This window comes from Thermodesulfatator indicus DSM 15286, from assembly GCF_000217795.1.
GTDB lineage: Bacteria > Desulfobacterota > Thermodesulfobacteria > Thermodesulfobacteriales > Thermodesulfatatoraceae > Thermodesulfatator > Thermodesulfatator indicus.
Window position 1 is genome coordinate 1,205,951 of sequence record NC_015681.1, and the last position, 17,283, is coordinate 1,223,233.

Annotated in this window: 19 protein-coding genes and 1 pseudogene; 11 read left to right on the forward strand and 9 right to left on the reverse strand. The window is 36.2% G+C overall.

Going from position 1 to position 17,283, the window contains the following annotated elements; translation table 11 throughout:
- Positions 1-41: 41 nt before the first annotated feature.
- Genes ureC through THEIN_RS05795 form a run of 3 tightly spaced genes read right to left on the reverse strand, consistent with a single transcriptional unit; the run spans position 42 to position 2,428 of the window.
- On the reverse strand, positions 42-1,745 hold the full coding sequence (gene ureC, locus THEIN_RS05785) for an urease subunit alpha (protein WP_013907749.1): 1,704 nt from the start codon (positions 1,743-1,745) through the stop codon (positions 42-44).
- 1 nt (position 1,746) lies between these two features.
- The gene (gene ureB / locus THEIN_RS05790; RefSeq protein WP_013907750.1) at positions 1,747-2,115 is read right to left on the reverse strand and encodes an urease subunit beta; all 369 of its coding nucleotides are present in this window, start codon (positions 2,113-2,115) and stop codon (positions 1,747-1,749) included.
- 10 nt (positions 2,116-2,125) lie between these two features.
- On the reverse strand, positions 2,126-2,428 hold the full coding sequence (locus tag THEIN_RS05795) for an urease subunit gamma (protein ID WP_013907751.1): 303 nt from the start codon (positions 2,426-2,428) through the stop codon (positions 2,126-2,128).
- Positions 2,429-2,563: 135 nt separating this feature from the next.
- Here THEIN_RS05795 and THEIN_RS05800 point away from each other — a divergent pair, with 135 nt between their 5' ends.
- The 7 genes from THEIN_RS05800 to THEIN_RS05830 all read left to right on the forward strand — a co-directional run bounded on the left by THEIN_RS05800 (position 2,564) and on the right by THEIN_RS05830 (position 10,238).
- Entirely contained in the window at positions 2,564-4,324 is a 1,761-nt protein-coding gene (locus tag THEIN_RS05800; RefSeq protein WP_013907752.1) for a sigma 54-interacting transcriptional regulator, read from the forward strand.
- Positions 4,325-5,084: 760 nt separating this feature from the next.
- Positions 5,085-6,353: an urea ABC transporter substrate-binding protein gene (urtA, locus tag THEIN_RS05805; RefSeq protein WP_013907753.1), complete on the forward strand. Its 1,269-nt coding sequence runs from the start codon at positions 5,085-5,087 to the stop codon at positions 6,351-6,353.
- Between the two features lie 73 nt (positions 6,354-6,426).
- Positions 6,427-7,329, forward strand: a complete 903-nt coding sequence (urtB, locus tag THEIN_RS05810; protein WP_013907754.1) for an urea ABC transporter permease subunit UrtB — start codon at positions 6,427-6,429, stop codon at positions 7,327-7,329.
- 1 nt (position 7,330) lies between these two features.
- Positions 7,331-8,422 (forward strand): urea ABC transporter permease subunit UrtC, encoded by a 1,092-nt coding sequence (gene urtC, locus THEIN_RS05815; RefSeq protein ID WP_013907755.1) that lies wholly within the window; start codon positions 7,331-7,333, stop codon positions 8,420-8,422.
- Positions 8,406-9,173, forward strand: a complete 768-nt coding sequence (urtD, locus tag THEIN_RS05820; protein ID WP_013907756.1) for an urea ABC transporter ATP-binding protein UrtD — start codon at positions 8,406-8,408, stop codon at positions 9,171-9,173. The genes urtC and urtD overlap by 17 nt, the downstream gene beginning before the upstream one ends.
- Positions 9,160-9,849, forward strand: coding sequence for an urea ABC transporter ATP-binding subunit UrtE (gene urtE / locus THEIN_RS05825; RefSeq protein WP_013907757.1), 690 nt, complete (start codon positions 9,160-9,162; stop codon positions 9,847-9,849). The genes urtD and urtE overlap by 14 nt, the downstream gene beginning before the upstream one ends.
- A 128-nt stretch (positions 9,850-9,977) precedes the next feature.
- The gene (locus tag THEIN_RS05830) at positions 9,978-10,238 is read left to right on the forward strand and encodes a P-II family nitrogen regulator (protein ID WP_425358413.1); all 261 of its coding nucleotides are present in this window, start codon (positions 9,978-9,980) and stop codon (positions 10,236-10,238) included.
- Positions 10,239-10,241: 3 nt separating this feature from the next.
- On the opposite strand, the gene THEIN_RS05835 is transcribed toward THEIN_RS05830, so the two are convergent.
- From THEIN_RS05835 to bamE, 3 genes are read right to left on the reverse strand one after another with little or no spacing between them, the layout of a single operon-like run.
- On the reverse strand, positions 10,242-10,721 hold the full coding sequence (locus THEIN_RS05835) for a TIGR00725 family protein (protein WP_013907758.1): 480 nt from the start codon (positions 10,719-10,721) through the stop codon (positions 10,242-10,244).
- Positions 10,705-11,364, reverse strand: coding sequence for a protein-L-isoaspartate(D-aspartate) O-methyltransferase (locus tag THEIN_RS05840; protein ID WP_013907759.1), 660 nt, complete (start codon positions 11,362-11,364; stop codon positions 10,705-10,707). Before THEIN_RS05840 ends, THEIN_RS05835 begins: the two co-directional genes overlap by 17 nt.
- A 2-nt stretch (positions 11,365-11,366) precedes the next feature.
- Complete coding sequence (gene bamE, locus THEIN_RS05845) at positions 11,367-11,705, reverse strand: outer membrane protein assembly factor BamE domain-containing protein (RefSeq protein WP_013907760.1); 339 nt, start codon at positions 11,703-11,705, stop codon at positions 11,367-11,369.
- A 52-nt stretch (positions 11,706-11,757) separates the two neighbouring features.
- Here bamE and THEIN_RS05850 point away from each other — a divergent pair, with 52 nt between their 5' ends.
- The gene (locus THEIN_RS05850; protein WP_013907761.1) at positions 11,758-12,357 is read left to right on the forward strand and encodes a zinc ribbon domain-containing protein; all 600 of its coding nucleotides are present in this window, start codon (positions 11,758-11,760) and stop codon (positions 12,355-12,357) included.
- On the opposite strand, the gene THEIN_RS05855 is transcribed toward THEIN_RS05850, so the two are convergent.
- The 3 genes from THEIN_RS05855 to trxA are packed head-to-tail and all read right to left on the reverse strand — an operon-like array spanning position 12,348 to position 14,337.
- Entirely contained in the window at positions 12,348-13,088 is a 741-nt protein-coding gene (locus THEIN_RS05855) for an outer membrane protein assembly factor BamD (protein WP_013907762.1), read from the reverse strand. The two genes, THEIN_RS05850 and THEIN_RS05855, sit on opposite strands and share 10 nt — an antisense overlap.
- Positions 13,085-14,008, reverse strand: coding sequence for a thioredoxin-disulfide reductase (gene trxB / locus THEIN_RS05860; RefSeq protein WP_013907763.1), 924 nt, complete (start codon positions 14,006-14,008; stop codon positions 13,085-13,087). The genes THEIN_RS05855 and trxB overlap by 4 nt, the downstream gene beginning before the upstream one ends.
- 5 nt (positions 14,009-14,013) lie before the next feature.
- Positions 14,014-14,337, reverse strand: coding sequence for a thioredoxin (gene trxA, locus THEIN_RS05865; RefSeq protein ID WP_013907764.1), 324 nt, complete (start codon positions 14,335-14,337; stop codon positions 14,014-14,016).
- A gap of 489 nt (positions 14,338-14,826) precedes the next feature.
- Between trxA and THEIN_RS12365 the strand changes: the two are divergent.
- The 3 genes and pseudogenes from THEIN_RS12365 to THEIN_RS11610 all read left to right on the forward strand — a co-directional run.
- Positions 14,827-16,439: pseudogene (locus tag THEIN_RS12365) on the forward strand (molybdopterin-dependent oxidoreductase); the annotation flags it as partial.
- 57 nt (positions 16,440-16,496) lie between these two features.
- Positions 16,497-16,724, forward strand: coding sequence for a hypothetical protein (locus THEIN_RS12370; RefSeq protein ID WP_052299046.1), 228 nt, complete (start codon positions 16,497-16,499; stop codon positions 16,722-16,724).
- Entirely contained in the window at positions 16,691-17,167 is a 477-nt protein-coding gene (locus tag THEIN_RS11610) for a molybdopterin oxidoreductase family protein (RefSeq protein ID WP_052299047.1), read from the forward strand. The genes THEIN_RS12370 and THEIN_RS11610 overlap by 34 nt, the downstream gene beginning before the upstream one ends.
- Positions 17,168-17,283: the final 116 nt, after the last annotated feature.

Sequence of the window (17,283 nt, forward strand, 5' to 3'; positions counted from 1 at the left end):
TCGTGGGTACAGCCTTTTCATAGGCTGTACCCACTTATAAACTAAAATAGAAAATAACGTTGGGCTAATGGCAACTCTTTCATGAAATTTGATTCGATTTTCGTACCATTGACGAAAACTTCATAAGTCTTAGGATCTACATAAACTTCTCCTACAAAATCGTTAAATATCATGTTTTTCTTTCCTATTTGACGACATTCTTCAACAGGTTTAAATTGCCTATTCAACTTCAATTTGTTTTTGATGTCATTCTCGTAAGCTAATTTTGAAACAAAAGTTAGTGATAACGTCTGCCTTGCCTTACCAAAAGATCCAAACATTGGTTTATACATATATGGTTCGCAAGTTGGAATAGAAGCGTTGGCATCACCCATAAGTGACCAAACAACAAAACCACTTTTTAATACTAAGCTTGGTTTTACTCCAAAAAACTTGGGATCCCAAAGGACAATGTCCGCTAGCTTCCCCGGCTCAATACTACCAACATATTTAGATACTCCACAAGCAATAGCAGGATTTATAGTATATTTGGCAATATATCTTTTAACTCTAAAATTATCATTGCCTTCAGAATCTTCTGGTAATTTACCTCTTTGTACTTTCATCGAGTGAGCCATTTGCCAGGTACGCAGAACTGTTTCTCCAATTCTTCCCATAGCTTGAGAATCGGAAGAAACTATGCTTATAACGCCCATATCATGCAAGACATCTTCAGCAAGAATAGTTTGGGCTCTTATTCTAGACTTAGCAAAGGCTACGTCTTCTGGAACTTCGGGCTTGAGATGATGACAGACTATCAACATATCTACATGTTCTGTAACAGTATTTATAGTAGCTGGTAAAGTCGGAGTTGTAGAAGAGGGTAAAACATTTGGCAAGCCAGCAATTCGTAAAATATCTGGGGCGTGACCACCACCTGCTCCTTCACTATGATAAGTATGAATTGTTCTCCCTTTTAAGCTAGCGATAGTATTTTCAACATACCCAGCTTCATTTGGAGTATCGGTATGTAAGGCTACCATTACATCATATTCATCAGCCACATCTAAAACTACATCTATGACATTCGGTGTGGCGCCCCAATCCTCGTGAATTTTAAAACCCATTGCTCCTTCTTTTAACTGTTCTATTAGCATTTTGGGATTAGAAGAATTTCCCTTACCAATTAGACCAATGTTGACGGGAAACTCTTCAATAGCCTCTAACATACGATGAATATTCCAAGGGCCCGGAGTAGCATTGGTAGCATTAGTACCAGTGGTAGGTCCGTCTCCACCCCCTATTAAAGTAGTAACTCCATTTGAAAGGGCTTCGTAGACAATTTGAGGAGAAATAAAATGTACGTGCTTATCAACTGCTCCCGCTGTAGCAATTAAGCCTTCCCCGGAAATTATCTCTGTGAACGGACCTATTTCCAATCCAGGAGTAACGTTATCCATAGTATCAGGATTACCTGCTTTACCTATGCCACAAATATAGCCGTTTTTTATTCCTATATCAGCTTTTACAATGCCTGTATAATCTAAAATGATAACATTGGTGATAACTAAATCTGGTGCATCTATTTTAGTATTAGTCTGTCCCATGCCATCTCTAATATTTTTACCAGCTCCGAATACAACTTCTTCTCCATAAGTAGTAAAATCTTTTTCTATTTCAATTATCAATTCTGTATCACCTAGTCTAATTTTGTCTCCAACAGTTGGTCCATAAAGTTCTGCGTATTTTTTTCTGTCTATTTTCATTTTATTCCTCCATAAAACCTAATTTTTTAGCTTTGTTGAATGCGTTTTCTTTTACAGTAAGATCGTCTAGAAAACCATTAACTAGACCATTAAAACCTCTGATATATCTTTTCCCTGAGATATCTATTAATTCAACTTCTTTTTCTTCTCCAACTTCAAATCTGACAGCACCACCAGCAGGAATATTTAGCCTTTTTCCATAAGCCAGTTTTCGATCAAATTTAAGATATTTATTTGCTTCAAAAAAATGGAAATGTGATCCTACCTGTATAGGTCTATCTCCATTATTGATAACTTTTATTTTAGTTATAGTTTTCCCTTGGTTTAAAATGATTTCTTCATCAGATAAGAAAAGTTCACCTGGTTTCATACTTCCCTCCTTATTTTATTGGTTTATGTACTGTTACTAATTTTGTACCATCAGGAAAAGTCGCTTCTACCTGAATCATCTTAATCATTTCAGGGATACCATCCATAACATCATCTCTTGTTAAAATCTGACTACTTTCTTTAGTTATTTCTTCTATAGTTTTTCCCTCTCTAGCCCCTTCCATTATATGTGCGGTAATTACAGCTATAGCCTCTGGATAGTTCAGCTTTAATCCCTTTTCTTTGCGTTCCCATGCTAGCTTAGCAGCGACATAAATGAGCAATTTTTCTTGCTCTCTAGGTGTTAATTGCATTTTACAACCTCCTGATGTTTTTATTTTTAAAAAAAGCAAAAAGTGTGCCATTATATTTTTCTTGACAGAACTAAAAAAGGGAATAAGGTCTAGATTATCAAAAATGTAAATTTTTAACATAAAAGTGAAAAATTTATGCAAAAGAATTTATTAAAAATTCGAAAAAGAGAAATAGAGGCTCTTAGAGGCTTAAACAGATCATTTAGTATAGAAAAGCCTATTTTTGTGTATATATATACCGCTTTAAATATTCTTAAAGAGTATATGTTATATGAAGATGTTGCTTTATGGCTTAAGGAAAGTAAGCACTTAAAACTGATTTATGCTAGCGGTGATAATATTGAAAAGTTTGAATCTCTCCAAATAAAGCTAGGCGAAGGATTAATTGGACGAATTGCCCAATTGGGATATCCTGAAACTATTGTTAACTTGGAAGAAATTAAGGAATTTAAAAATCTTCTCAGACGTCAAAATTTAAAAGATCTTATGTTTTTCATTGTTCCTCTAATCAATGAAAACAAAGATACTATTGGAGTGCTGACTGCATCTCACAAAAAAAATGATGAAATGCCTACAGGATGGCATATAGATTTTTTGGAAGTAGCTGCATCTATACTAGGACATCATATAGAACTATATGAATCGTTTAGAAAGGAGAAGGATAAATTAAAAAATACTATTAAAAACATGGAAGATATTATTTATAGCGGATCTTTTGCTTTTGCAAAATCTATTTGTCCTAAGCTAGAAAAAATTGCTAATACAGATATAAATATTTTGCTAACAGGAGAGAGTGGGACAGGAAAGTCTTCGCTGGCAAAACATATTCATGACATAAGTTATAGAAAAAATAAACCATTTGTAGTTATAAATTGTGCAGCTATTCCAAAAGATTTATTAGAATCTGAACTCTTTGGTTACGAAAAAGGCGCCTTTACTGGAGCGACATCAACTAAAAAAGGAAAATTAGAACTGGCTAGTGGTGGTACTGTTTTTTTAGATGAAATTGGTGACTTACCCTTAGAATTACAGCCCAAGCTACTTCAGGCTATTCAGGAAAAAAGAATAGAAAGGATAGGAGGAGTTCGCTCAATATCTATTGATGTCAGGTTTATTTCGGCAACAAATCAAGATCTAATTTCTATGGTCCAAAAAAAATTATTCAGAGAAGATCTTTTTTATAGAATTAGTGGTATAGAAATTAGGCTACCACCATTAAGAGAAAGAAAATCTGAGTTTGAGGGTATCTTAAAAAGTATTATGCTTAAACTAAGTGATCGATATAACAAACAGATTTATATTTCAAAGAAAGCTTTTTCTTTATTAAAAAAGTATAATTGGCCAGGAAACATTAGAGAATTAGAAAATGTTTTAGAACTGGCTTTCGTCCTAGATGATGATAATATTCTAGATATAGACGACCTGCCTTTTAAGCTTATTAAACAGAGCAAGGAGCTATCTTCATATTTAGAGAAATATATTAAAAACTATATTCAAGAACTGAATGAACTATTTTATGAAAATAAAAAGATTTCTTCAGAACTTATAGATTATATATACAGCTTAAATAGCTTGCAAAGTTTTGAGGATCTTAAATTGTTTTTAAAAAGATGTTATACTCTTGATCAAGACGGCATATTAAATCTTTCAGATATAGATACAAAAGTATATCAACCTATATACCAAAAAACTTCAGAGACAAATCAAGAAAAAAAGTCAACAAAAAAACAAGTGCCTTCTAAAAAATTATCGACTAAAATTGAAGAAATAGAAAAGGAAGAAATTATTAAGGCTTTAAAAAAGCATAGATGGATTTTAACTAGAGCTGCTAAAGAATTAGGATATACTAGAAGACAACTAGAATATAGAATAAAGAAGTATAATATTAATCCTTAAATTGAATTTGTAACTACGAGAGCATGAAAGCATCTAATTTACCTTAATTCTCGGCTGATAGGTGGGGTTTCGCTCTCGACCGCCTGTTCCTTTAGCTTCAATTTTAGATCGCCGTCATTATCACCACTCGGTTCAAAACACATTAGATACTTAAATTTCTATGAAGTCACTAAACCAGGATTCCCTCTTTAGATTTAGAGTTTGTAGAAAGGGTAGGGTTTTAGATATAATATTTTGTTAAAGTTTAACAATTTTGTCTGAGTTTTTCGGAATAGTTAAAGAAATATTTTGTTGGATTACTGGTCTTCCTCGCTCAATTTTATGTTGTTATTTCAAACACCTTCTTTCTTCCGTAAGACTATTAATGGGGTCACTAAATAGGCGACAATTGAGTCATTGCGAGCGAAGCGAAGCAATCCCTGAGACTGCTTCGACCTTTAACGAGGCCTCGCAGTGACAGCGAAGGTTACTTTGCTTTAGCGATTATGTCAGCGGCGATACTTTGTCGTGTAAAACACGCTCGGATTAATATCTTTTGGCCACTTGCCAGTGACACGGTAATTTTGGGGACCTTGGCAAAATGCTTTACTTAAGAGATTGCTTTGTCCACAAGTGATTGCAGTGACAAGGGGAGAGAGTCATTGCGATGCTGCGCCAGCAGCCTAAGCAATCTCAATAAAACAAATACATCATTCCAAGCTTGGTACAAGTTTTGCTTCAAAAAACAAAAAATGGCAATAGAAAAAAGGAGGTTGAGTTTATGAGTGATAAGAGTTTAAGTAGGAGAAAATTTTTAAAAAAGGCTATCGGTACAGGGGTAGGAGTAATGGGATTGAGTCTTTTTTCTGAAATGAGTTGGATCAATGACGTCTGGGCAAAAGAAGATGTAATCAAGGTGGGAATTTTACACTCTTTCAGTGGTACTATGGCTATTAGCGAAGTATCTGTGGCTCAAGCCGAGCTAATGGCAATCGAAGAAATTAACAAAAATGGTGGAGTACTAGGCAAAAAAATTGTCCCTGTAATAGAAGACGGAGCTTCAGATTGGCCCACATTTGCAGAAAAGGCTAAAAAATTATTGCTAAAAGATAAGGTAGCTACAGTTTTTGGTTGCTGGACTTCTGCTAGTCGTAAAGCTGTTTTACCAGTCTTCGAAAGATACAATGGTCTTTTATGGTATCCAGTTCAGTATGAAGGTATGGAATGCTCACGAAATATATTTTATATAGGAGCTGCTCCTAACCAACAAATTATGCCTGCAGTAAGCTGGTTACTCAAAAATGTCGGAAAGAGATTTTATTTGCTTGGATCAGATTATGTATTTCCTCGTACAGCAAATTTAATAATTAAAGCTCAGTTAAAGCATGAAGGTGGTATTACAGTAGCGGAAGAATATGTTCCATTGGGTCATATGGAATTTAGTACTATTATCAATAAAATAAAAGCTAAAAAGCCTGATGTTATATTTAATACCATTAACGGTGATAGCAATGTTGCTTTTTTTAAGCAGTTGAAAAGCGTTGGAATTACCGCTAACGTTATTCCAGTAATGTCCGTTAGTATTGCAGAAGATGAATTAAGAGGTATAGGGGGTGAATTAGTAGAAGGTCATCTTTGTGCTTGGAACTATTTTCAAACATTAGATAATTCTATAAACAAAAAGTTTGTTGCTAACTTTAAGAAAAAATATGGTGAAAATAGAGTAACAGATGATCCAATAGAAGCAGGTTATATAGCAGTATATCTTTGGGCCAAAGCTGTAGAAAAAGCAGGAAAGACAGATGTAGATGCCGTACGCGAAGCTGCTCGCAATTTGGAAATGGACGCTCCTGAAGGACACGTTAAAATAGATGCAGAAAACCAGCACTTATGGAAAACTCCTAGAATTGGAAAAATTAGAGCAGATGGTTTATTTGATATAATTTGGGATGCTAAAACACCTGTCAAGCCGGATCCTTTCCCAGCTTTAGTTTCAAATAAAGTTTGTAATTGGCTCAAATATCCCAAAACCGGAATAGGAAGAAGATAAAAACAATATCATTCTAATGTAATTTCAGTTTAGAGGGAGGGAATAGATTCCCTCCCTCTAAAAGGAGAAAGTTATGGATGTTGGTATAATTGCAACTCAAGCTTTTAATGGGTTAAGTTTGTTTTCTATTTTGTTATTAATGGCTTTAGGCCTTGCCATTGTATTTGGCTTGATGGGGGTTATTAACCTGGCCCATGGTGAATTTATGATGATAGGAGCTTATGTAACATATGTGACTCAGCTTTTTTTTGCTCATCATCTTAAATTTATATTTAATTTTTATATTTTTGTTGCTTTGATTTTATCTTTTTTTCTAACAGCTTTTATCGGTTTGTTAGCTGAAAGATTCTTAATACAATATTTGTATAAGCGTCCCTTAGATACATTATTGGCTACTTGGGGTTTAAGTTTAATTTTGCAACAATCTTTTAGAAATATTTTCGGGGCTAATAATGTTAATGTTGATATGCCCTCCTGGCTAATTGGCTCTCTAAATATCTCTACTGATTTTTCCCTTCCCTATAATCGTTTATTTATTTTTTTTCTATCTGTTTTATGTGTAATAGGCATTTTTTTATTTCTTTTTAAGACTAGATGGGGGCTAAAAATAAGAGCTGTTACCCAAAATAGAAACATGAGTTCTGCTTTGGGGATAAATGTCAGAAGAGTTGATTCACTTGCCTTTGCTATAGGTTCTGGATTAGCAGGAATTGCAGGTTGTGCTCTAACCATGATAGGATCTGTTGGCCCCTCTACTGGACAAAATTATATTGTAGATTCTTTTATGGTAGTTATTTTGGGTGGCATACAAAGTTTAATAGGAACTATCTTAAGTGCTTTTACTATTGCCGAAATACAATCTATTGGTGAATTTTTCTCTAGTTCTAGTATGGCTAAAGCTATAACACTAATTGCTATTATTGTTTTGTTGCAAATAAGGCCTAAAGGACTATTTATTATAAGAGTGAGGAGCTAAAATGGGGAAAAGTCTTGTAAATAAGGATTTGAAATCTTTAGTTTTTTATATTCTTTTCTTTGGTAGTTTATTGTTTTTCTTTCCTTTTGTACTCTCAGATTTTCGTCTTAACCTTTTAGGTAAATTTTTATCTTTTGCTATAGTAGCTATGGGTATAGCTCTAGCCTGGGGTTATACAGGTATTTTGAGTTTAGGGCAGGGTATATTTTTTGGCCTTGGAGCTTATGCGATGGCCATGTATTTGAAACTTGAAGCTTCAGGGCCTGATTTACCAGATTTTATGTTTTGGAATGGACTTACATCCTTGCCATGGTTTTGGAAACCATTTAAAAGTGCTCCTTTTGCCTTTTTAATGGTTATCATTGTACCTTTGCTATTAGCTCTTATTGTAGGATTTGTAACGTTTAGACGAAGAATTTCTGGTGTTTATTTTTCGCTTATTTCTCAAGCATTAACTTTGGTCTTCTTTATTTTGTTTGTAGGCCAACAGGGATATACTGGAGGAACTAATGGTATAACTGATTTTTCCACTATTTTTGGTTATCAGTTATTTTCCAAAACAACCCAACATCTTATTTATTATATTACTGTTTTTGTTCTTTTTTTACTTTTTTTGTTTGGCTCGTGGTTGGTAAAAAGTCAGTTTGGTAAAATTTTAGTAGCAATTAGAGATAAAGAAGATAGAATTCGATTCTCTGGTTATAATCCTGATAATTTCAAAATGTTAATTTTTGCCATATCAGCTGTCTATGCGGGAATAGCTGGAGCTTTATTTGTTTTACAGGAAGGTCTGATTTCTCCTTCTATTTTTGGTGTTGTTCCTTCCATAGAAATGGTAATTTGGGCGGCAATTGGAGGTCGCACTTCATTACTTGGTGCTGCTATAGGAGCTTTACTTGTAAATACAGCTAAAACTTTTCTTAGTGAAAACTTTCCAGAGATATGGCTCTATTTTCTCGGTATTCTTTTTATTATAGTTGTAAGATTTTTGCCGGAAGGTTTAGTGAGCCTTTTTAATAGAAAATCATCTTTTTCTAACTTGATAAATAAAATAAAATTATCATTAGGAGCAAAGTATGTCCGAACTAGTTAAGCATATACTTTATATAGAAGATTTAACAGTTAGTTTTGATGGTTTTAAAGCCTTAGATGGTCTAAATTTTTATGTAGAAATAAATGAACTGAGAGTAGTAATCGGGCCAAATGGTGCAGGTAAATCAACTTTGCTAGATGTTATATGTGGAAAAACGAGACCAGAAAAAGGAGAAGTACTATTCTATGAAAAAATAGATCTCAAAAAATTGAAAGAACATGAAATTGCTCGTTTAGGTATAGGGAGAAAATTCCAAACACCCTCAATATATGAAGATTTAACTGTTTTAGAAAATTTAACAATTTCCTACCCTAAAAAGAAAACAGTGTTTAGTGCCTTGTTTTTTAAACTGTCGCCTATGGATAAAGAAAAAATAGAAGAGATGCTTCACTTTGTAGGCTTAATTGACAAAAGACACTTAAAAGCTGGGCTTCTTTCTCATGGAGAAAAACAGTGGCTAGAAATCGCTATGATATTAATTCAAAATCCCAAATTAGTTTTGTTAGATGAACCTGTAGCAGGAATGAGTGCTAAAGAAAGAGAAAAAACTGTAAGTTTACTAAAAAAAATAGCACCTGGGCGGTCAATGGTAGTAATAGAACATGACATGGAATTTGTTAAAAATATTGCTCAGCGTGTCACTGTTCTTCATCAAGGAAAAGTATTATGCGAAGGAAATATAGAAAGAATACAGAATGATCCTAAAGTACAAGAAGTCTATTTAGGAGGATACAAAGTTGCTACAAATTAAGAATTTACACGCTTATTACGGTGAAAGTCATATAATAAAAGGTGTTTCTTTAGAGCTAAATAAAAAAGAAACAGTATGCATCCTAGGACGTAATGGAATGGGAAAAACAACTTTTATGAAGGCAGTTATAGGTCTTCTTAAACCTAAAGAAGGTCAGATCTTTTTAGAAAATGAAGATATTACAATGTTTGAACCTTTTGAAAAAGTAAAAAGAAAAATTGCCTATGTACCTCAAGGACGAGAAATTTTCCCTTATTTAACTGTTCAGGAAAATCTTGAAGTAGCATTAGAAGCTTCAAATAAAAAAGTTATACCTGATTTTATATTTGAACTGTTTCCTGTGTTAAAAGATATGTTAAACCGGAAGGGCGGAAATTTAAGTGGTGGACAACAACAACAATTAGCAATTGCGAGAGCTTTGGTTTCAGACCCCAAAATAATACTACTAGACGAACCCACTGAAGGGATTCAACCGTCTATTATCGAAGAAATCGCTAAAGTTTTAAATATTTTAAAAAAAGAAAAAGGCATATCGATTTTACTCACTGAACAGGTTTTAAATTTTGCTCTAGAAACATCAGATCGTTTTTATATTATCGAAAAAGGCCAATTCGTCCACGAAACTACTAAAGAACAGGCAGATGTCCAAAAACTCAAAGCCTTTTTAACTTTCTAAATTTTTAGTCGGTATTTTAAATAAAAAGATTTTTTACTGAGCCACTTAGTTACCATCGAGTTTGTAAAATTTAAGTTATTAATAGAAACGCCCTCTATAACATTAGTTACAACTCAAATTCCTCATATATTTTAAGATCCCGGACAAAAACAGATAGTTATACTGTAGATAGAGTGTGTGGCAAAGGAGAAAGAGGTATTAGGTTTGGACTTGAAGACGATTTTGCTGATTTTCTAACCAATGTAAGAATAACTATTCTGGTCAAAGAAGAGCTAGCTCTTAAGGTGGCGGTGGAGATAGAAAAGAGATTTTTTTCAAATTATGCTGGAATTGTTTATTTACAAGATGCTGAAGTTCTTCGACCTCAAAAATTTGGTCTTGAACCGTAGCTATTAAATTTGTTCTTTTGTAACTTTTAAAGCTTCAAAAGCTTGGGCTACGGCTTCTTCAGGGGTATCAACATAAGTGACCCCTTCTATATTAGGCCAGGTTTTGAGACCTATAACCGGTTTCCAGGCTTTAAGGGCCAGCGCAATTTCTGATAAAGTGCCATAGCTGCCAGAGATAGCGATAGCTACTTCAGCTGTTTTGACCAGTATCATGTTTCGGGCTTCACCCATGGAAGTGATTATAGGGACAAGTACGTAAGGGTTAGCGTCTTGGGCTCTATTCCCTGGCAAAATGCCTACGGTTAAGCCTCCGGCTTCAAGTGCTCCTTTACTGGCGGCTTCCATAACTCCGCCAAGCCCTCCGGTATACACAATGGCCTTAGGAGCCAGAAGACGGCCAACTTCATAGGCGAGCTGATAAATTTCGTCATCACAAATACCGGCCCCAAAGATAGCGATGCGCCTTTTATTCTTCAAACCCATACTCTCCTACCAATTTTACAAATCGGACCGCCCCCAGGTTCTCTTTGATAAGCTGGTCTCCCTTTTTGGTAACTTTTATGAGGTATTGAGACCACTCGTCTCCTACTGGCATTACCAGGCGTCCACCGTCTTTTAATTGTTCTATTAATGGCTCAGGAATTTTAGGACCGGCGGCCGTAACAATAATAGCGTCAAAGGGCGCTGCCTCTGGCCAGCCCTTGGTGCCGTCTCCCACTTTTATGATAACGTTATTGTAACCTAGACTTTCTAAAATTTTTTTAGCTCGCCTAGCCAAACTGGGGTAACGCTCAATGGAATACACCCAGCGAGCCAACTCTGCCAAAATAGCTGCCTGATAACCAGACCCTGTACCTATTTCCAGAACTTTTTCGGGCCCTTTAAGCTCAAGGGCCTCTGTCATTAGGGCTACGATATAAGGTTGAGAAATAGTTTGCCCCTCACCAATAGGTAGCGGGTAATCTCCGTAAGCCTGATCTTTTAGAGCTTCTTCTACAAAGAGGTGCCGAGGCACTTTGAGCATGGCCGCCAAGACTCGCGGGTCTTTAATGCCGCGGGCGGCTATCTGGGTTTGCACCATGCGTTCTCTAGCTTTTTGATAAATATCAGGTTCGTTAATATTCATTTTCACGGTCTCGAAACCACATAATAAATACAATCAATAACATGGTCACCTTTAAAGGTTATTTTTAAAACTTCTATTTCTTCTGTGCCTATATGTGAACCTATGAGCGGTAAGTTTTTCCAAACATTTTTGTGTTTTTCGTAATAGTACCATTCTTCAATATTAGAGCCAGTTTTTACTATCTGGTCAGGCTTGCCGAGCAATTGATAAACTTCTTCCTTGGTGGAAATTCCCTTTCGTACCAGAGAGGCATCTGAGGCTAGATTGCGTCCAGGAACTCCAGTACAATTTGTCAAGTTTAAGGCCAAAATGGCGATAATAATATATAAGAACCTCTTCATGAGGCTATTATAAATTTTGTAAAAACAATTGCAAATAATAGGAGGATTTTTTATGCGTTGTCCCAAATGTAGTTACATTGTAGCAGAATACTTTAAGACCTGTCCTGAATGTAGTAATGACTTAACTGAACTTTCTGAGTTTTTTGGTCCTTTTCCTGAAATTAAAGATGAATTTTGGGATAGCCTTTATCAAGTTCTTGAGGGCTCAAGTGACCTTCACGAAGAAATAGTTGAAGAAGATGCCTTTTTAAATACCCAAGAAGATGTGTTATCCGAAGAAGACGTAATTTTTAACGAATTATTAGAAGATGAGGCTATGGAAGATTTAGATCTTTTAGAAGAAAAAGAAAGTTCTAAAGAAGAATCCATAGAACCATTGAATCTGGAAACAGCAGAATTAAAAGAAGACATAGATATTGAATTCGAAGATATTGAACTGGACGAAGAAGACCTGGAAGGTGCCTTTCTAGAAGACATTTCTCCTATTGAAGAAAACCATATTGAGACAAAAAAAGCCGAAGAAGTTTTAAATAAAGCCGACGAAGAAATCTTTGACGAAGAAGTGCCTGAACTAGAGCTTTTAGCTGATCTTGAAGGAGTTGAAGAAATTCTTCCAGAGGAACTCAAAGGAGATAAATCTTCTCAAGGATAAGGCCTTCCCCAGAAATCTTTTAGTTTACCTTCAGCTAGAGCTCGGGTTTCCTCTAAGGCCTTCGGGTAATATTTAGCTGTTAAACGGCGCGCTTTACTGGCGGCCTTTGTTTCTGGATACATTTCTAGAAGATATAAAAGGCGGTAATAAGCAGCCCGATAACGCTTGGTACGATAGTAAAACTTGGCTACAAAAAGCTCGTGCTCTCCGAGAGTCTCGCGACATTTTCTTATGCGCTTACGAGCCTCTAGAGTGTAAGGAGAATCTGGGAAACGATTAATTAAGCGCTCATAGTATTCCGCAGCTTTTTTAGAAAAAGATTGGTCCCTATCTGGCGGGAGTTTCAATTTATAATAACAGGTAGCAATCTGAAAAATTACGTAAGGAATAGCTTCATTCGTAGGATGAAGCTTTTCAAATTCCTGGTAGAGGACTATAGCTTCTAGATAATCTCCTGCAAAAAATTTGCAATCTGCCAGCTTTAATTCGGCCCAGAGGGCATAAGGAGAATCGGGATAGCGATCTTTTATGTCTCTAAAGGCCTTTTCTGCTTCTTTCCATAGCCCGCGACGATAATAAGAAAGCGCTTTTTTTACTAGCTGATTTAAATTTTCATCGGCAATTTGAGTTTCTTTGTCTTTTTTAAACCAGGAAAGAAGGCCTCCCTTAGGAGTTCCAGCACATGAAGTCAAAAATACACATAAAAAGACAAGCACTAAAAATTTTTTCATTTTTCGGCAAGAAAGTGTTCAGCCAAGAAAGCTGCAGTGGCACCATCACCACATGCAGTTACAATCTGACGACAGGACTTAGACCGTACATCTCCTGCTGCAAAAATACCGGGAACATTGGTTCGCATTTCGCTATCCGTAATAATAAAACCCTTTTCATCAAGAGTAAGCAAATCTTTTACGAAATCTGAATTAGGGGTTATTCCTATGAAGATAAAAACACCATCAACCTCAAGACTTGATTCTTCTCCAGTCTTACAATTTTTCAACTTGATGGCTTTTACCTGGTCATCTCCTAAAATTTCTTCTACTACAGTATTCCAAATAGGAATAATTTTTTTGTTGCTCAAGGCCCTTTCTTGCAAAATTTTTTGGGCTCTTAGCTGATCACGGCGGTGTATAAGATAAACTTTACTGGCAAACCTGGTCAAGAAAATTGCTTCTTGAACTGCTGTGTTACCGCCTCCGACCACCGCTACCACCTGATCTCTAAAAAACGGGCCATCACAGGTGGCACAATAAGAAACCCCTCTTCCAGTTAATTTCTTTTCACCAGGAACCCCGAGAGTATTAGGTTTAGCTCCAGTAGCAATAATAACAGTTTGAGCCAAAAGCTCATTCCCTGAAGCTAAAATAAGCTTTTTATTCTGACCAAGATCTTCCAGACGAATGACTTCTTCACGCAGGGGTTCAAAACCCAGTTTTTTGACTTGCGTCACAAAGGACTCTATTAATTCAAACCCGGATATACCATCAGGAAAACCAGGATAGTTTTCTACAAAATCCGTTATAAGAACCTGGCCGCCGGGAGATGTTTTTTCAACAAGAATGATATTTAGCCGGGCTCTAGCCGCATAAAGATAAGCCGTGAGCCCGGCAGGCCCTCCGCCTATAATGGCCAGGTCAAAAATATCAGACATCTGGTTTAGTCAACAAGTTTCTTTATAACACTTTCAATGGTGGTTTTGGCCACTGCTCCGGTAATTTGGTCAACCGCCTCGCCACCTTTAAAGAAAATAAGGGTAGGAATAGCTCTTATTCCAAACTTTCCAGGGGTTACAGGGTTTTCGTCAACATTCATCTTGCAAACCTTTAATTTCCCAGCATATTCCTCAGCTAGTTCTTCAATTACAGGGGCAATAGCTCGGCAGGGGCCACACCAGGCCGCCCAAAAGTCCACTAATACCGGTATTTCAGAGTTTAGTACTTCTTCTTCAAAATTTTGGTCAGTCACATGACATACACTCATTTTTAGCCTCCTATAAAGGGTTACTTCTATCGCATAATAATGAACCGTATAAAGGCATGCAAGATGATTTTTGAGTATTCATTCAAATAGTGAAGATTTATAATTTTCCTGCCGCCCAAAATAAGGAGCAAAAGAATTACTAATTTTTAATTTAAACCGAGTGTTTGATAAAAATATCGAAGCAATCCAGGTTATTGACTTTTGGTTTTTCCCAGATATTTTCTTATTATTAAAGGATATTATCAAAAATAATTAATTAGGGAGGTGATAAAGAAAAAGTCTTTAAAATAAAATTTATACGAGGCTAGTTTTGATAATAGGGAAATACCACAAAATTACGTTTTGCTACAAACCCTTATATCAGGGTAGGTAGTAAAACATTGAAGGTGTTTCCTTAATATCAAGAAGAGCCTCCTCAATATAGACCACTCCTGATGTTCAATTGCTAATTTGTCCCACTTTAAACAAATTTATTTGAGGAGGTTTTTTATGTCCCAGATAACCCAAAAAGTTATTAATGACCACCCAGCCATCACTGTTAGACCCGACAAATGTACAAATTGTATGGAATGTGTAGAATTTTGTGCCTATGAAGCTATAGAGGTTAAAGTTGTTGATCTTGAATCAGCCAAAATAGAAATAATTTTTAACCAGAACTGTGTAGCTTGTGGTGACTGTGTTGATGTTTGTCCTACAGGAGCTCTAACCAAAAAAATTCTTAATGTGAGAGAAGTCCAGACGACGTGTCCTTATTGTAGTGTAGGTTGTCAGTTAACTATTAAAGTTGCTGGAAATACAATTGCCGATGTAACTGCTGATCATAAACTTCCTCCCAATTATGGCAGACTTTGTGTTAAAGGTAGATTTGGTTTCGATTTTATAAATCATCTAGACAGACTTAAGACTCCCTTAATTCGTCGCACAAAGGGAGGGGAACTTGAGCCAGTATCATGGGAAGAAGCTTTAGATTTTGCAACTACTAAGATGAAAGAGATTTTGGAAAAGTATGGTCCTGACGCCATAGGAGGATATGCTTCTGCTCGTTGTACAATTGAAGACAACTACTCTTTTCAGAAATTTTTTCGCACAGTTATAGGCACTAACAATATTGATTGTTGTGCTCGCTACTGACATTCTCCCAGTGTGACCGGGATGGTCCTCTCATTTGGTTCTGGAGCAATGACCAACTCTTTGGCTGATATTTATGATGCCGACGTAATCTTTTTAACTGGTGCCAATCCAAGTGATAATCATCCAATTCTCGCCTTAATGATTAAAGAAGCCGTTGAAAACGGCACAACTTTAATTGTTGCTGATCCTAAAAAAATTGAATTGGTTGAATATGCCAACTTTTGGCTAAACATGAAGCCAGGTACTGACATAGCTTTATATAATGCTATGGCCTATGTCATTATTAAAGAAAAGTTATATGATGAGAAGTTTATAGAAGAAAGAACAAAAGACTTTGAAAAACTGAAAGAAAACATAGGCAAATACACTCCTGAATGGGCGGAAAAGATTACAGGCGTATCTGCTAAAACCATAAGAGCCGCAGCTAGGGCTTATGCTACGGCGGAAAGAGCAGCCATTTTCTATTGCATGGGAGTTACTCAACACGCTACGGGAACAGAGAATGTCTGGGCATTGCTGAACCTAGCTCTCCTTACCGGAAATTTTGGCAAAAAAGGAGTGGGTTTCAATCCTATTCGTGGCCAAAGTAATGTTCAAGGTGCTTGTGATATGGGATGTCTTCCCATACTTTTCCCTGGATACCAATTTGTTAATGACCAAAACGCAGTAGAAAGATTAAAAGAAATTTGGCAAGTGGATAGTATCCCGTCTGAATTTGGCTTAACTATGCCTGACATGATTGACGGAATGTTAGAAGGAACCTTTAAAGCCCTTTGGATTATGGGGGCAGACCCTTTAATGACTTTCCCGAATATTAAACGTGCTCGTAAAGCGTTGAACAGTTAGATCTACTTATAGTTCAAGATATTTTTCTCACAGATACTGCTAAGCTAGCTGACGTTGTTTTCCCGTCTTCCTGTTTTGCTGAAAAAGACGGTTGTTTTACCAGTGGTGAACGGAGAATTCAGCGGGTGCGTCGTATTGTTCCTCCTCCAGGAGACGCTAGAGATGATATTACCATCATCAATATGATGATCGCGAAAATGAAAGGACTACCTATTCCAGAGCATGATCCTAACAATCCAAAAATAAACATAGAGGAAGAGAAATTATACAAATCGGTACCGCCTTTAGCTGAAGAAGTGTTTGAAGAGATAAAAAAGGTTTGGCCAGATATTGCCGGTATTAGTTACGAACGACTGGAAAAGGAGGGAGGAATACAATGGCGTGTCCTGAACCTAATCACCCTGGTATAAGAGTTCTCCACGAAAAAACTTTTCCAACGGGTAAAGCTTCATTCAACTTTGTTGAATGGAAAGAGCCTGCAGAACTGCCCGATGGAGAATATCCACTAATATTGAATATAGATCGTATCCTGTATCACTATAATGGTTCTTCTATGACCAGACGCTGTAAAGTTCCAATGGAGATGGCTCCCTCTCCTTTCATAGAACTAAATCCTAAAGATGCAGAAAAACTCAATCTTAAAGAAGGCGAGAAAGTACGAGTTACAAACCGTCGAGCTTCAGTGGTAGTTCCGGTTAAGGTGTCTAATAGAATAAAAGAAGGAGAGGGGCATATGGTTTTCCACTATCCAGAGGCTCCAGGCAATATTTTATTAAACGATCAACCACAAGATCCTTTCTGTAAGATACCACAGTTTAGAATGTGTACTGTAAGGATAGAAAAATACGATTAGTAAAAGTAAAGTAAAGAAGGGGGTTAAAGCCCCCTTCTTCTTTCCTAGACGGCTCCTCTCTATTGAAACTGCCAATTAATATCCACTTTTCTCAATATTTGAAATTTTAAAAATTC

Coding starts and splice junctions, on each gene's coding strand:
- bamE (WP_013907760.1), bottom strand. CDS start 11,705: ATGAAGAGGTTCTTATATATTATTATCGCCATTTTGGCCTTAAACTTG.
- THEIN_RS05840 (WP_013907759.1), bottom strand. CDS start 11,364: ATGAATATTAACGAACCTGATATTTATCAAAAAGCTAGAGAACGCATG.
- THEIN_RS12370 (WP_052299046.1), top strand. CDS start 16,497: ATGATGATCGCGAAAATGAAAGGACTACCTATTCCAGAGCATGATCCT.
- trxB (WP_013907763.1), bottom strand. CDS start 14,008: ATGTCTGATATTTTTGACCTGGCCATTATAGGCGGAGGGCCTGCCGGG.
- trxA (WP_013907764.1), bottom strand. CDS start 14,337: ATGAGTGTATGTCATGTGACTGACCAAAATTTTGAAGAAGAAGTACTA.
- THEIN_RS05800 (WP_013907752.1), top strand. CDS start 2,564: ATGCAAAAGAATTTATTAAAAATTCGAAAAAGAGAAATAGAGGCTCTT.
- THEIN_RS05795 (WP_013907751.1), bottom strand. CDS start 2,428: ATGCAATTAACACCTAGAGAGCAAGAAAAATTGCTCATTTATGTCGCT.
- urtD (WP_013907756.1), top strand. CDS start 8,406: ATGTCCGAACTAGTTAAGCATATACTTTATATAGAAGATTTAACAGTT.
- urtB (WP_013907754.1), top strand. CDS start 6,427: ATGGATGTTGGTATAATTGCAACTCAAGCTTTTAATGGGTTAAGTTTG.
- THEIN_RS11610 (WP_052299047.1), top strand. CDS start 16,691: ATGGCGTGTCCTGAACCTAATCACCCTGGTATAAGAGTTCTCCACGAA.
- THEIN_RS05850 (WP_013907761.1), top strand. CDS start 11,758: ATGCGTTGTCCCAAATGTAGTTACATTGTAGCAGAATACTTTAAGACC.
- THEIN_RS05855 (WP_013907762.1), bottom strand. CDS start 13,088: ATGAAAAAATTTTTAGTGCTTGTCTTTTTATGTGTATTTTTGACTTCA.
- urtA (WP_013907753.1), top strand. CDS start 5,085: ATGAGTGATAAGAGTTTAAGTAGGAGAAAATTTTTAAAAAAGGCTATC.
- ureB (WP_013907750.1), bottom strand. CDS start 2,115: ATGAAACCAGGTGAACTTTTCTTATCTGATGAAGAAATCATTTTAAAC.
- THEIN_RS05835 (WP_013907758.1), bottom strand. CDS start 10,721: ATGGGTTTGAAGAATAAAAGGCGCATCGCTATCTTTGGGGCCGGTATT.
- urtC (WP_013907755.1), top strand. CDS start 7,331: ATGGGGAAAAGTCTTGTAAATAAGGATTTGAAATCTTTAGTTTTTTAT.
- ureC (WP_013907749.1), bottom strand. CDS start 1,745: ATGAAAATAGACAGAAAAAAATACGCAGAACTTTATGGACCAACTGTT.